The sequence below is a fragment of the Hoylesella loescheii DSM 19665 = JCM 12249 = ATCC 15930 genome, assembly GCF_000378085.1.
In the GTDB taxonomy this organism is placed as follows: Bacteria; Bacteroidota; Bacteroidia; order Bacteroidales; family Bacteroidaceae; genus Prevotella; species Prevotella loescheii.
Genome location: NZ_KB899235.1, coordinates 1 through 14,701, shown reverse-complemented (window position 1 = coordinate 14,701; position 14,701 = coordinate 1). Strand labels below are relative to the sequence as shown.

At 42.7% G+C, this 14,701-nt stretch carries 10 protein-coding genes and 1 pseudogene; 7 read left to right on the top strand and 4 right to left on the bottom strand.

The features are described 5' to 3' along the window. Positions 1 to 511 (bottom strand): annotated as a pseudogene (locus F453_RS0113805) (TaqI-like C-terminal specificity domain-containing protein); the annotation flags it as partial. After that, a complete protein-coding gene (locus tag F453_RS0113800; protein ID WP_018968532.1) occupies positions 505 to 1,116 on the bottom strand; it encodes a master DNA invertase Mpi family serine-type recombinase in 612 nt (203 codons plus the stop codon). The pseudogene F453_RS0113805 and the gene F453_RS0113800, both read right to left, overlap by 7 nt. A gap of 574 nt (positions 1,117 to 1,690) precedes the next feature. Here F453_RS0113800 and F453_RS0113795 point away from each other — a divergent pair. From F453_RS0113795 to F453_RS0113765, 7 genes are all read left to right on the top strand, one after another. Further along, positions 1,691 to 2,188 carry a hypothetical protein gene (locus tag F453_RS0113795; protein ID WP_018968531.1) on the top strand — a complete coding sequence of 166 codons (498 nt, stop codon included), beginning with the start codon at positions 1,691 to 1,693 and terminating at the stop codon, positions 2,186 to 2,188. Further along, positions 2,154 to 2,546, top strand: a complete 393-nt coding sequence (locus tag F453_RS0113790) for a hypothetical protein (protein WP_009435344.1) — start codon at positions 2,154 to 2,156, stop codon at positions 2,544 to 2,546. Before F453_RS0113795 ends, F453_RS0113790 begins: the two co-directional genes overlap by 35 nt. After that, complete coding sequence (locus F453_RS0113785; RefSeq protein WP_018968530.1) at positions 2,543 to 4,606, top strand: bifunctional DNA primase/helicase; 2,064 nt, start codon at positions 2,543 to 2,545, stop codon at positions 4,604 to 4,606. Before F453_RS0113790 ends, F453_RS0113785 begins: the two co-directional genes overlap by 4 nt. Beyond that, positions 4,594 to 4,902: a helix-turn-helix domain-containing protein gene (locus F453_RS0113780; RefSeq protein ID WP_018968529.1), complete on the top strand. Its 309-nt coding sequence runs from the start codon at positions 4,594 to 4,596 to the stop codon at positions 4,900 to 4,902. Before F453_RS0113785 ends, F453_RS0113780 begins: the two co-directional genes overlap by 13 nt. 155 nt (positions 4,903 to 5,057) lie before the next feature. Then, entirely contained in the window at positions 5,058 to 6,062 is a 1,005-nt protein-coding gene (locus F453_RS0113775) for a type IV toxin-antitoxin system AbiEi family antitoxin (protein ID WP_018968528.1), read from the top strand. Then, positions 6,040 to 6,879, top strand: a complete 840-nt coding sequence (locus tag F453_RS0113770) for a nucleotidyl transferase AbiEii/AbiGii toxin family protein (RefSeq protein ID WP_018968527.1) — start codon at positions 6,040 to 6,042, stop codon at positions 6,877 to 6,879. Before F453_RS0113775 ends, F453_RS0113770 begins: the two co-directional genes overlap by 23 nt. Beyond that, the gene (locus tag F453_RS0113765; protein ID WP_018968526.1) at positions 6,876 to 7,502 is read left to right on the top strand and encodes a PP2C family protein-serine/threonine phosphatase; all 627 of its coding nucleotides are present in this window, start codon (positions 6,876 to 6,878) and stop codon (positions 7,500 to 7,502) included. Before F453_RS0113770 ends, F453_RS0113765 begins: the two co-directional genes overlap by 4 nt. A gap of 62 nt (positions 7,503 to 7,564) precedes the next feature. Here F453_RS0113765 and F453_RS0113760 read toward each other — a convergent pair whose 3' ends face one another. Further along, positions 7,565 to 13,801: a helicase-like domain-containing protein gene (locus F453_RS0113760; RefSeq protein WP_018968525.1), complete on the bottom strand. Its 6,237-nt coding sequence runs from the start codon at positions 13,799 to 13,801 to the stop codon at positions 7,565 to 7,567. 93 nt (positions 13,802 to 13,894) lie between these two features. Next, on the bottom strand, positions 13,895 to 14,701 hold an 807-nt coding region (locus tag F453_RS0113755), incomplete at its 5' end, for a DNA topoisomerase (RefSeq protein WP_018966557.1).

Sequence of the window (14,701 nt, the reverse complement as noted above, 5' to 3'; positions counted from 1 at the left end):
TAATTTTTGGCTTAGAAAAATCCTCCAAATAAGCGCAGTTACGAAGATTATATGGAGTGTCACCTTTATCCGCACGAGTGGAGATTCTGTCCCAATATTGGTCTAAATACGCCTTTACAACAGGATAATCGTTGATGTCAATGCGTGGGAGTTTGTTTCTAATACCATTGTGGGTGTTGATTAAGAATAATCCATTGTCTACATAGCCATATCTCTTTATATCCCTGCCCCGCAGAATCGGTCGTATAAGTTCAGCCGTTCTTGTCCGCTCGTCATCAGTTTGGCAATTTGCCAATATCTCATCACGCTTTTCAGTATTGATAATAAAGGCCTCATTGCAACCTGTCAGCACACCGCGATAGATGTTTATATTCCAATCTCTCAATGGCGTACCAACGGCTTCTATTTTCTTTTTGATGCTTTGTTCAATAGGTGAAAGAACCACCCAACTGTCAGACGAGCCAAAGTCGCAAACGGAGTTCTGTTGCTGCACAAAATCGCTCATTAGTTTTCTGCCAATCTTTTGAGTCTAATAAACCGTGCAAGGGTATTCCTATCAACCTTGCAAATCTTCGCTATTTTTCGAAAGGATGTGCCATTCTTCAGCAACTCTGATATGAGAACTTCCTTGCCTGAAAGTTTGTATTTGTCGGGGGAACTTTTGCGACCTTTAGGACGACCAAGTACAATACCCTCAGATTTCTTTCGTGCCAATGCCTCCTTAGTACGTTGGCTGATAAGGTTACGCTCAATCTCTGCCGAAAGGCCAAAAGCAAAGGCCAACACCTTGCTCTGAATGTCGTCCCCAAGCCGATAATTATCCTTTATGGTCCAAACGCGACACTCTTTGGTCATACAGAGGTTCAGGATTTCCATGATCATAAACAAGTTACGTCCAAGACGTGATAATTCACTACAAATTATAATATCGTCCTTTCCCACCTTTTTAAGTAATCTGCCCAACTGCCGTTTGGTATAATTCTTCGTGCCGCTGATAGTTTCTTCAATCCAGTCGTCAATCGAGAGATTTTGATGTTGACAAAAATTGCTAATCTCGAATCTTTGATTTTCAACCGTCTGCTTATCGCTACTAACTCTAATATATCCGTAAATCATATTTATATATGTGATAGTAATTACTTTCACGAATGAAAACGGATATTACAATAAAAGAAATGCGATAACTTTTCTAAGACAATGACGTTTTTTGGTGTAATAAAGGGCGTAAATCTTGTAACTGTCTGATTTACACCCTTGTTTGCGGAGAGAGAGGAAAATGAATATTCCTCGTATCTCCTTGTATCATAGTTATTTATAAACTTTCTTCTTTTCTGTGTAGCCAGATTGTAGCCACAACAGAGTATTTTGAGAGTACACGTGGATACTGCTGCTTGAAACACGCTCTTGTGTTTCTTGGGTTCAAAAGTACTAAAAATATGAACATGCTCCAAATATTTGATAGAAAATGTTTTATAGATTCTTTGGCTACAATTTTCAGTGCAAGGTGCAAGCCTATATATATAGATAGGTCTTGCACCTTGCACTGATGGTCCCTACCTTATATTTATACCGTTGATTATCAATATGTAAAATGGTATTATACCACCAGAAAATGGTATTTTAATATTCTATCTAAAGCCTGTTTCATTAGGAACTTTGCAGCCATAATAATTACAATTATATATATATTATGGCTAATAAAAACAAATTAAAACCCAAAGGGCATCTTTATATTACTAGCCCTACACTTGAGGGTTTAGCTCTTTTATGTGAAAATGCAAAAGAAGCAGCTCATATAAGTGGCATCGAGTATTCAAATTTCCTTAAAGCTTGCAAGATGGAAAAGGATATAAGATTTAGCACATATCGAAAGTGTGCTGCAGGCTTGGGGAAGGAAGTTCTGGTTATCCATCTTCCTTTGGGAACCATAGAGTCAATGATTGGGCCCAAGACTCATATGAACGGTTTTTATGAAACTATAGAGCAAGATAAATTGATTAAGGTGCTGATGGCGGTTATGCCGAGTGACGGAATAAAAATTTTTAACTTCATGGAGGATTTCAAGAAACACCTAACAAGTCACGATAAAGAACATCTAATGAAACCATTTTTGTCTGCTATCATTAATCTTTGCCAAACCCTACTTAAAGAAGATGGAACACCACGAAACACTCTCCCTAATAAATGAACTTCAAACACTTCATGAAGAATTCAGACAGATAGCCTGCTTTATCAGGGAGCTAAAGCGTGATTATTCCGTTTTGGAGGAAAAGATAGAGTTGAGTTCGGCAGATGTTCTGCACCTGCTTGGAATATCAAAGGCATCACTTGCAAGATGGAGGGAATCTAATTCTATTCCGTACAGATATGTATCTAGTAATCATGTAGTTTATCCATTTAAAGGACTCTATCTCTCTGTCAAGACGGGTAGAGCCACTTTCAAGGGCTTTCGTCGTTTAGAGGCTTTGCAGCGTCTAAACGCTTACAAGGAAGGTGTGCTAAAAGGCTATATGGGAGAATCTCAAACCTTATTCGAAGAGCTATGAACATCAAAGAAGAAATATTATTGCGTACCAACAAAGGACTTGAAATATTCTGTTTCTATATGCCTATTGATTTCGTGATTAAGCGTAATTTCCGTAATCCTTTGTACGACGATAAACGTGCTTCATGCAATATATATCTTGATAGAAAGTCAGACTGCTATCGCATGAAAGACTTTGGAAATGATGCTTATTCTGGAGATTGTTTTTGGTTTGCTGCCACAATGATAGGATTGGATGTTAAGAAAGATTTTGTTAAGGTACTTGAAACTATTATACGAGACTTGCAACTAAACATCTACATAGGAAAGCAAGAACGCTTTGAACAACGATCTACGATAATGAAACCTCCTAAACCTCCTATTTCACAACCAGCAGACCAACCAAAGTTAATGGAAGAGAAGAAGTGGTTTAAACTAATAGAACAATCTTTTGGTATCGAGGAAATGAAATATTGGCAACAATATGGTATTGATTCCAATACCTTACAACGTTTTCATGTAAAGTCGCTTGCTCGTTATGAGTCTATCTCTAATCAAGGTAAGCCGTTTACATTAGGGTCGACAAATGAAGAGCCGATGTTTGCTTACAATATGGGGGCATTTGTAAAGATTTATCGTCCTAAAAGTAAGCTACGCTTTCTTTATGGTGGTGAGAAAGTGACCGATTATGTCTTTGGCTTCCAACAGTTGCCCAGTAAAGGAGATATCATATTCATCACTGGTGGAGAGAAAGATGTACTATCTTTATCTGCCCATGGTTTTAATGCTATTTGTTTCAATAGTGAGACGGCAGAGATTCCTGAGAATATTATCGAAGGGTTACAGCTTCGTTTTCGACATATTATCATATTATATGACACTGATGAGACGGGAATAAGAGAAGCCAAACAACAAACAAATGCACTCATTCAATATAAGGTTTTGAGCTTGACCTTACCATTGCAAGGGATTAAGTCGGAGAAAGATATATCAGACTTCTTTGCCTTGGGAAATAACTCGAATGACTTGAAAGCTCTCCTTTCTGATATGTTTACCAATATGTATTCGCAGACAATGATGATATTAAAATCTTGTGAAATCGACTACGATAATCCACCTGATGCTTCAAAATCAGTTGTGGCAGTCAATGGTGTTCCACTCGGAACCCAGGATAATCTGTTTTGTATCACAGGTGGAGAAGGAACAGGTAAGAGCAACTATATTTCTGGAATCCTTTCAGGCACACTTGGTTCGGAACGATTACAAGCTGAACAGACATTGGGATTAGAGATAACTGCTAACCCAAAAGGATTAGCGGTACTCCACTATGATACGGAGCAGTCTGAAGCACAGCTGCACAAGAACTTGGGAAAGACACTTCGTCGGGCAGGAGTAAAGGCAGTGCCAGAGTTCTACCATTCACTCTACTTGGCATCACTATCCCGCAAAGACAGGCTAAAAATCATTCGTGAGAGTATGGACTTATTCCATCACAAGCATGGTGGTATCCATATTGTGGTAATTGACGGTATTGCTGACTTGATACGCTCTGCCAACGATGAAACGGAAAGTATAGCCATTGTAGATGAACTGTACCGATTGGCAGGCATATACAATACCTGTATTGTTTGTGTGCTTCACTTTGTGCCTAATGGCATAAAGTTGCGTGGGCATATTGGTTCGGAACTTCAACGTAAGGCGGCGGGTATTCTCTCCATAGAAAAGGACGACAATCCTGAATATTCGGTCGTAAAGGCATTGAAAGTCCGTGACGGGAGCCCATTAGATGTTCCAATGATGCTCTTCGGTTGGGATAAAACTGAAGACATGCACGTCTATCGTGGCGAGAAATCGAAGGAAGATAAGGAAAAGCGCAAGACCGATGAACTCTTGCTTGTCATCAAATCTGCATTTCGGACCAAACTAAGGCTTTCATACCAGGAACTTTGTGAGGTGCTGATGTATGAAATGGAGATCAAAGACCGAACTGCAAAAAAGTACATTGCATATATGAAAGAGCAGCGCATATTGACGCAAGATACAAGTGGAAACTATCAAAAAGGAGAACTATGCAATACTTAAACGATACTTCAGAAACAGATTGGTGCAAACAATTGTTTGATAAACTAAAAACTGTCGAGAATAAACTCGACCAGTTACTTGTCCTGCAAGAGCAATCCGTCGACACAACTGTCCGTCCACCTTTGAAACCGGAATATCTGGATATCATAGATGTTTCTAGAATCTTGAAAGTTGAGCAAAAGACTATCTATAACTGGGTTTGGGCGGGTAAGATCCCATTTCTCAAAGCTAATGGTAGGCTGCTGTTTCTTCGTGAAGAGATTGATAGTATACTACGTAAGCGAGAGTGTAGGTAAATTCTCTCAAAAATTAGATTCTTTCAATATTCTTCTATTGTTCACTATTATTGAACAAAATTAATTTATTGAACAAAATATTTGGTGGCTTTGTATTTGTTCATTATCTTTGCAGTGTTCAATATTATTGAACAAGTAATAAATGATGAACAAGTATGGAAGAAATACATATTATAGAACAGGCAGTAAGTGCAATGAAGCAACAATGGGGAGAAAGTGGACTCAATATCACCTATGATTTAACCCCACAAAGTAATCCTATACTTAAAGGACGAGTTAACATCATAGGAATAGACTTTCCTTGCCTTGTAGAAAACGAGGTGAATAGTATCAACATTGGCCGCATTCAGGATTTGATAAAGGGGTGTGCTGAACTACAAAAGATACCTATTTTGCTTATAGCACGATATGTTCAACCAGGTGTTTATAACATTTTACGAACGGCAGGCATTAATTTTGTAGACACTGTTGGTAACTATCAAATCCTATATACAAAAGGTAAGAAGCTGATTTTTCAACTTTCTCACACAGGTGAAAAAGCACCTATAGCGCTTAACAAGGCTTATCCAATCTTTCAAGAAGCAGGCTTAAAAGTTATTTTTTATTTATTGCAAGATGTAGACAATGTGGGTAAAACTTTTAGGGAAATCAAAGAACAGTGCGACGTTTCGTTAGGTACTATAAAAAATGTACTTGATGAATTAGAAACTCGAAAGTTTGTATTGACTACTAAAAGAAAGCGTATACTGAAAGATAAACGCAGGTTGCTTGATCTATGGGTGGAAAACTATCATCATGTTCTTAAGCCAAAACTTTTGGTGAAGCATTTTGCCTTTCGAGATGAACAGTCTAAAACACAATGGGATAAAATAGTGTTGCCCGAAGGAATATGCTGGGGTGGAGAGTGTGCTGCTTATCAAGTAAACGGATATTTAACTCCACAAAAGTTTGAAATATATACCGATGTAGCTTGGGGTAATCTGATGAAAACAGGTGCCATGCGTGCAACAGAAGGAGAAATTACAATGTATCAGAAGTTTTGGAAAGGCAGTACAATGCCAATAATTCTTATTTATGCAGACTTATTAGGTGATGGCAATAGTCGTTCGATAGAAGCTGCAAATAAAATATTGAATGATGAGCTTTCAAATTTCAAGTAATAAGATAGACAATCCACTTTTGGTTGAACTATTAAGAACCGCCAGCGAATGTTTTAAAGAGGTAGGACAAGACTTCTTTGTAATTGGTGCAACTGCACGTGATATACTGATACAGCAATTAGTAGGCATTAGCTCTGGTCGAAAAACGAGAGATTTAGATTTAGCTATTGCTATCCCTAATTGGGAAGCCTTTGACGAAATAAAGCAGATGCTTTTGGCGCATGGTTTCACTAAGGATGAGAAAATGTATCAACGCTTCTATTATGGGGTTTATGAAATGGATGTTGTTCCTTACGGAGATGTTGCAAAAGAAGATGGATATATTTATTGGCCACCAGAAGAAGATATTGCCATGTCTGTGAAAGGTTATGAGGAGGTTCTAAAAGATGCTATAACCATAAGTATTGATAATGAATTTGACATCAAGCTAGCATCACTTCACGGACTTTTTATCCTAAAATTTAATGCTTGGTTAGATCGTAACCTGCAAACAAATAAAGATGCTGATGATATGGGGTTTATCATTGAGAACTACTTCGTAGCCAATTTAAACAGGAGTGTGTACCAAGAAGTATTTGATTGGGACGATTTTGATGAGTTTATTGTCGGTGCATATTGGCTTGCCAATGACATTGTTGGTTTTCTCCCCATAAAGTATTTGTCCTATTATGAAAAATGTCTACAAAAGGAAATCACAAAAGAAGAGGACAGTAGGCTTCTTCAACAAATATTGGACAGTAACTCAGTTCTTCAGTATGAGCAAGTTTTATATGCATTCCAAAAAATGATAGAAGTTTTTAATAAGTTTACCCGATGAAGATATGTATTACTTTTCAAAGCATAGCAGCTAACGAAAAGAATGGAGACTTTATTCTTCTGAAGAAAATAGCAGACGGAACTTTGGTTTTACTTGCTGATGGTATGGGAGGATTAGATTTTCCTGAACAGGCGTCGAAAATCGTTTGTGAAGCAATCCTTGATTACTTTGAAAGTTACAAGGCGTCTGCCCCCTCAAAGATTATTCAAGAGAGCTTAGAATATGCCGATAAAACCTTACGCAAGGCATGCTACCAAAGAAAGTGTAAGATGGGTACTGCCCTCACGCTCGTGTATCTGACGGATAGCTTTCTCTATTATACTTCATTGGGTGATGTTCGTCTATATCATGAACATATTAATGGGACAATCACACTGCTGACGTCCGATGATGTAATCAACATTGGAGGTAAGAGTTACCTTACAGTCTGTATTAATGGAAGAGGGTACAGAACTCAAATAGAAGTATATCAAATGTCAGTACAAACAGGAGATCGCTTCATACTTTGTAGCGATGGCTTCTACAAAAAATATGATGTAAGTGAGTACTTGCAACAGAGAACTTCATCACCTTTACAATGTACGGAAGATGACTGTTCTGTGGTTGAAATTAATATAAAATAAAATGTTAGATTTCGACAGCAATATATATACTACCGAAATCTAATCTTCTATATATTGGAGAATTAGTGCCTCCATTTTGGACGAAAACCTTGTGAACGACCATCCTCACTGTCTTCATGTATCTTAGATTGTTTATTATCTATTTGGTTAGGTAGTCCACTTATGGATATGGATTTGTCATGTTCTACATCTCCTTTTGCCTCTTTATTGGTAGAAATTGTCAATGCAATCTTTCTGTCCAATTCAGCAGCTTTACTTTTAAATGAGCGAAGCTCGTCCTCTTTCTTCCAAGAACTGTTTGCAATGTTGGTGTAAACATCCTTATTGGCTGTTACCTTCTCCATTTCCTTCTCATGCGACTCTATCACCTTTGGAATACGCTCCAAAGCATTAATGAAGTTCTGACACGCAAGTTTCGGGTCTGTTGCCAACTTACCATTATTATAGGTATAGTAGATACTCTCCTGTCCTTTGACGAAGAAGCGGTTCACCGAACAGTCAAACAAATCCTTGGAAGTACTCTCTGTCTTGACCATAATGGAGAAACCATAGATTTCGCCAATTTTGTGGTATTCCCCTTTGGTGCGAGCTTTCTCGTCAATCTCCTGTAAACGTGCAGCAATGACCTTGAAGTCTGTACTATCTTCCACACCCTTGATAGTTAGTTTGTTGATGGGCTGTCCATCGGCATCACGTTCTACACGCTGCTCAAATAGAGCTAAGTCAGACTGTGCTTCCTTGATTTTGTCTGTATGGAAAGATACGGAACTGTCAATCTCAGCCAACTTCCCTGTTGCAGCATCACGTTCACGGAGGAAGTTCTTACGTTCTGATTCCAAGGTAGTAATCTTCTTATCCAATCTTGCTTTTTCCAAAAGGTCGGTATTGCCTGAAAGCACTGCTACATACTCTGAGAAGTTCATGCCGCTGTCCTCATCCATCGAACCCTCGTCGATGGTGCGACAACCAAGCTGGTTACTTTTCAGTTGATTGATGAACAGCTGCTTGTTATGCAGCAGGTTAAACTTGTAGCTATCCAAGGAACGTTCCACGGCATAGATAATCACATCGACTTTGTTGTCGGCAAACTCTTTGGCGATGAGGTTTCCTTTGCGTACGGCACGTCCGTTACGCTGCTCTAAGTCCGAAGGTCGCCAAGGCGTGTCCAAATGATGGATCGCAACGGCACGTTGCTGGGCATTCACACCAGTACCCAACATGGACGTAGAACCGAAGATAATGCGAATATCACCGCGGTTCATCGCATCTACCATTGCCTTCTTTGCTTTCTCGTTCTTGCATTCCTGAATGAAACGTATCTCGTAGGACGGGATATGATAGTCTTCTACCAGCTTACGCTTGATTTCCGAATAGATGTTGAACTCTCCGCCGGGCTTGTAAGTTCCCAAGTCAGAGAACACGAACTGTGTACCTTTCTGTGTATCGTACTTTCGGTAATAGTCATTGAGCATCTTGGCACAATGGCTTGCCTTGTTGTCTATATGGTCTGAGTACCCTTTTTCATCAATCATGCGTAAATCAAGGCTCATCTTCCTCGCGTAGTCTGTTGCGATAAGCATCTTTGCCCTTTCCTCACTCTCACTCAGAGGTGCTCGCCCCAAGATTGTGGCATCGCCACTCTTGGCAAACTCCATCAGCTTTCCGATAAAGACTTCCTGCTCGGGTGTAGGCGGAATGTTGTGTAGTATCTCATTCTTTTCCGGGCGGTCGATGCCAATATCCTTTGCCGTGCGAAAATCGCAAATCTCCGCATAGAAAGCAGCCAGTTCGGGCACTTTGATGAAGGTACGGTAACGTTCCTTTTGGATAATCTCATTGGTGATGGAGAACTCGTAGTCAGTCGATTTCTTGGCAAAGACGGCTGCCCATGCATCAAAACTATTGATACCTTGCTTTTCCAAAGCCTGCGGACGGAGATACTTGAAAAGAAGATACAACTCCGTCAGGCTATTGGAAATGGTCGTTCCCGAAAGGAAAGTGGCTCCTAAGTCCTTTCCGGACCGTTCTTGTATGGTATGAATGGCAAAGAGCATGTTTAAGGCACGCTGTGAACCATCAGGATTACCCAAGCCCGATACACGGTCATGGCGAGTGTTGAACATCAGGTTCTTGAATTGGTGCGATTCATCTACAAAGAGGTGATCGATACCCATCATCTTGAAATCCACCGCATCGTCCTTGCGTTCGGTGATGCTGTCCTGTATGTTCTGTAACTTGGCTTCAAGCGTCTGTTTGCGTTTTTCCAGTCCTTTGAGCATCCCACGGGAGATATCTCTTCCTTGTTGCCGCAACACCTCGAGGTTCTCTTCCACGGAGTCCAGTTCCTTTTGCATAATCGCTTCCTGTATCTCCAAGGCCTGCGGTATCATACCGAACTGTTCGTGCGTGAGGATGATACAGTCCCAGTCGTTGTTCTTGATGTCGTTGAAGATACGTTGTCTGTTCTGTTTATTAAAATCGTTCTTACCAGGATAGAGTACCTTAGCATTAGGATAAGCTTTCCTAAAGGTATCGGCAATGTCGAATACATTTGCCTTCAGTCCGATAATCATCGGCTTGTTTGCCAGTCCCAAGCGCTTCATCTCGTAGGCAGCTGTACACATGATGAGTGTCTTTCCCGCCCCCACCTCGTGGTCGCAGATGCCGCCACCGTTGGTTTTGAGCATCCACACTGCATCCTTCTGGCTCTTGTAAAGGTCATCAATACCCAATCGTTTGAGGTCAAGGTCGGGAAAGGTCTGGTGCGTACCGTCAAAGTTAGGGCGTACAAAACAGTTAAAAAGGCGGTTGTATCTGTCGGAGAGTTGCTGTTTGAAGGTATCGGGTGTGCGCCCGAGCCAATCGACAAAGCCTTGTCTGATTTCCTCAATCTTGGCATTTGCCATCTGGATGGCATGTCCGTCCCTTACTTTGATGGTCTTGGTCTCTCCCGTAACCTTGTCCGTCACCTCCTTGCTCTTGTTGATGTCGGGAATGGTATTGTGCAGGGCATGCTTCAAGAGATTGATGCCGTCATAGCGGCGGAACTCTCCCTGTACGGCATACTTGTGCCAGATATTGGCATTCTTTCGGTCGCAGACAATGCCGTACTCGTCCATGTTGGAATGGTAGGATACGCCAATATCCGTCCCGAAAAACTCCGAAGCAAACCTGCCATAGACCTTGGCAGGTATCCAGCGTTCACCGAGATTGAAGTCAAGGTCCGCAAAAGGAATGGGTGTTGGCGTGGCTGCACGTAGGGCAGCAAGGCTCTGCTTTGCTTCCTCGTGCCCGGGATGGTCCAAGAGCCACGACTCGATGCGCTCCGCCTTTTCTATTACATTGCCCGAAATGAACTTATCCGCCACCTCGTATGCGTTTTTTTCGGGATTGAAATAGATGCGCCCTTCCAAGGAAGAAATGATGTCGCTTTCCTCCATATCAGGTAAAAGCGAACTCATGTAATCAAGTTCCACTGTGCCGTACTTGTTGAGCGATGCGCCAAGAGCCTCCATCGGGTCTGTGGCAATGGTCAGTTCCGTGGTAGAAAATGCCGTTGGATGGTCGAAGATGTCCGCCTTGATGTACCTGCCGTTCTCGGAGCGTTCCAAGAACAGCATTTCCACGCCTGTAGCATCCATCTTGATGATGTCGGTGTTCGCTTTCTGGTTAAAGTAGCCCCAACGTGCAACATAGTCATCATACAGGTGGTTGAGCCTGCTGCGGTCTTCCCTGTCTTCTGCATGGTTCTCTGCCTCGTAGTCATAGAGACGGTGATAGCACTCCCGTATCTCGATATAGGCTTTGAGACGGGAAAGCTGCGCATACGGCAAGTCCATCGGGTTGAAGGTCGGATGTCGCTTCAGGTCAGAAAGAAACCCCACCTGACCTTTCTGCACGACAATGGAGCCGTCTCTCAGGTGAGAGTCCGGCGAAGAGAGAAAAGGGCGCGGTGAAGCGTCAAACTCTTTTCTGACTTCTGCTATCGGCTGCGGCTTGCGCTCCTCGGCTTCGTTCATGAAGTCGAAAAGGGATGGCTCACGTGAAGAGGAAGAAGCCGCTTTCCTGCTGCCACGGGTACGCCGTTGAGGAATGGTCGCTGCCTTTTGTATCTTGGACTCCGATGGTTTCTGGGGAGCAGTTTGAGTTATAGGACGGCGCACCTGTGAAGTTCCTGAATTATCCTTGATTTCATGGTTCACACGGGTAACTTCTCTTGTCCAAAGACTGTATTCCTCCGGGGCAAATAGTGACAGTTGCTCCGGTTGTCCGATGTCTTCCATGTTATTGTCCACCACCGGATGATGATCGTCGTCAAAGAATATCGTCTGCCCGTTCATCTCTCTCGGGGCTTCAATATCCGTACGGATTTCTTGTGGTTCCTGCTCGTATTGATGATGAAGTGTCAAGGCGGGTACGCCTTCGGGAGCAGGTTCTATAGTCATGGAAGGCTGTTCTGATACGAATTGTTGTGGGGCAGACTCTGATGATGACGGCTGTAATGGAATTGTCTCGCCGTTAGGAACGGTATTTTCCATTATCTGCGTATCGTTCTCAGAAGCAATGGTTACAGTCTCTTTAACCTTATTCTCTGTTTCTGCCTTTGTTATCACTTCTTCCTTGATTTCCTCTGCTACCACTTCTTCTTTGGTATATTGTCCCCTGACTATTTCTTCCAGTTCGGCTATCTCGTGCAATTTCTTAGGAGAGAAGTACAGGTCACGTTCAATGCCCAGTCCTCTTACTTTTACGCCTTCCATCTCATCGAGGGACATATTGCCAAGCTCCCAGCCGTAACCCATCGTGACAGCACCGAAGCCAATGCGGCTCTTAGGATCATATTCCAGAAGGTAGGCTGTGTATGCTCCCATAGGGAAGAAATAGCATGCATAGGCAACCTTATCGCCTATGAGTTCCTTTTCCGTGCTGTAAAGTTTTGGTAGTTGCTTCCTGATACTGTCGGGCATGAGGTTATAGGCATCGTTTATACCCTTGTCTTCAGTCTTTGTCTTCTCTGTTTCTTCTTCCCGAATTATGGTAATACCCAACTTGCGAAGCTGTTTCTCCGCTTCTGCCTCTCGCTCTACCTCTGTCATCGGTATACCTGTTTCATATAGTTTACGGTCGATACGTTGTTCCATTTCAAGGGAGAGCCGTGTTCGGAGACTTTCTGCCATTTCCTCAATCCCTCCTGTGAACCGATACTCCCATGCAGGTCTTCCATAAGGGTCTGTACCCATTATGCGCTCTGTGGCAACGGTGCGATGAGATATGTCTTTCCAATCCCCTACAAAAAGAGAGTTATGCTTGAAGACGACAGAAGAGCCTTCTTCCTTGGGAACGGAAACGGTTTCTACGAACTGCTGCTCAATGCCCTCGCTGATTTCTTTACCTGTCTGCTTCTGTAGGACGATGAGGTCACTGCCCACGGCCGTTCCTGCATTGTCTGAAAACATACCCGATGGCAGTCGGAGAGCGGAGATAAGGCGGCTGTTCTGCATGAGGTAACGGCGTATGGCTTCATTGCGGGGACTGTCTAATACGCCCTGTGAGGTGATGAATGCCAAAATTCCACCTTCCTTGATGCAGTCCAGACCTTTCACGAAGAAGTAATTGTGAATGGCACGTGTGGACTCACGTTTAAGAGTGTCCTTACCTTTGCTGTATTCTCGGTCATAGACCATGAAATCACCGAAAGGAATGTTACTTGTAATAAGGTCGTATTTGTCTTTGTTTTCTAACTCCCCAATAGCTTCAAAAGGCTCGTTTCGGACGAAGATATTGCCTTTGCCATAGGGGTGCAGGGCCTGTGAGATGCGGGCAGTGAGCAGATCCTTTTCCATTGCATCTACAACTCCTGCTTGCCTTGCAAAGATTTCGGCAAAGGCACCCATACCCATAGAAGGGTCTAAGCATCGTCTTATCTGCAGGTTTGTGAAGGCAAGTGCGTCTGAGATGGCAGAAACGATGCGGGTATCAGTATAGAAGGAGGTTAGCACGCTTGCCTTGATGCTCTCCCAATACCGCTTGGCGGTATTGGCATCAACGGCATCACGGTAAATCATCTGCTTGAGCCTTTGGGTTGGCTCGAAGAGGTGTTGCTCCGACTTGCTCCAATAGCGGATGTCATCGGGGTTATCCGTACGGTTGAGTACACATTTCAAGCCACCGAAGCCTTGGTAGTCCCGTAAGATACTTTTCTCAGCTTCGGTGGCTTCGCGGCGTTCTTTCTCCAGGCGCAAGACCACACGGATAGTTTCCGTATTGGCTTCAAGGACGTTTTTCTTATTATATGCCATAGTGTTTTCTTTTAATAAAGTGGAGGTAAAAAGGTCGGGAGGTAATACTTGTATCTCCCAACCTATATCCGTTCCTCTCTGTATCTGTCAGGATTATCTCCCTTTTTGTTTTCCTTTCTTGTTCTCAAACTCAAAGGAAGTGGCGTAGTCTTCGCCCAGAACAAGTCGGGCATTAAACTTCTTGCCTGCCTTGCTGGTCAGCCCTTTAAGGATAGGCGTACGACCGGAACTTATCAAGTCGTGGATATTATCTTCAGAGAGAAGTATGCCGCAGACTTCACGAAACACATGGAAACCACAGGTCTCATGCCTGCACTTGGCTACCTTGGCATAGATGCCGACACTCTGCTGTCCGCATTTTGGGCAGCGGTAGACAGGATAGGACTTTTGCTCTGAAGAAAGCGAGAGGAGTTCCTCGCAGATTGTCCCCACGTATGAATTAATGCCCTGTGCGAACTTATCAGATGGCATCTTTCCTGCTTCAATAGCGGCAAGGGCAAGTTCCCAACTGCCTGTCATCTCCGCATTGGCAATCTTCTTGTCCTTGACAATCTCATAGACTGCCAGGCCTTTCTCGGTAGGTATGATGGATTTCTTGTCCCTACAGATATAGTCACGGAGGATAAGCGTCTCAATGATGTTGGCACGGGTGGCAGGTGTTCCGATACCACACTCTGCCATTGCCTTCTTACTTTCTGCATCTTCGACCTCTTTTCCTGCGTTCTCCATAGCAGAAAGCAGTGTCGCTTCTGTGTAGAGAGGTTTAGGTTTGGTCTTATGCGCGGTTATCTCGGCAGAAACAAGTGGTAAAATCTCTTCTTCTGTCAAACTAGGCAATGAAGACAAAATCTGTTCATCACCATCTTCTTTCTTCTCTACTTCAGTTGCCTGCTCTTTCTG

Bases quoted from the DNA above. Each gene is read 5' to 3' on its own strand.
- F453_RS0113800 (WP_018968532.1), bottom strand. From the start codon at position 1,116: ATGATTTACGGATATATTAGAGTTAGTAGCGATAAGCAGACGGTTGAA.
- F453_RS0113795 (WP_018968531.1), top strand. From the start codon at position 1,691: ATGGCTAATAAAAACAAATTAAAACCCAAAGGGCATCTTTATATTACT.
- F453_RS0113775 (WP_018968528.1), top strand. From the start codon at position 5,058: ATGGAAGAAATACATATTATAGAACAGGCAGTAAGTGCAATGAAGCAA.
- F453_RS0113765 (WP_018968526.1), top strand. From the start codon at position 6,876: ATGAAGATATGTATTACTTTTCAAAGCATAGCAGCTAACGAAAAGAAT.
- F453_RS0113790 (WP_009435344.1), top strand. From the start codon at position 2,154: ATGGAACACCACGAAACACTCTCCCTAATAAATGAACTTCAAACACTT.
- F453_RS0113760 (WP_018968525.1), bottom strand. From the start codon at position 13,801: ATGGCATATAATAAGAAAAACGTCCTTGAAGCCAATACGGAAACTATC.
- F453_RS0113785 (WP_018968530.1), top strand. From the start codon at position 2,543: ATGAACATCAAAGAAGAAATATTATTGCGTACCAACAAAGGACTTGAA.
- F453_RS0113770 (WP_018968527.1), top strand. From the start codon at position 6,040: ATGAGCTTTCAAATTTCAAGTAATAAGATAGACAATCCACTTTTGGTT.
- F453_RS0113780 (WP_018968529.1), top strand. From the start codon at position 4,594: ATGCAATACTTAAACGATACTTCAGAAACAGATTGGTGCAAACAATTG.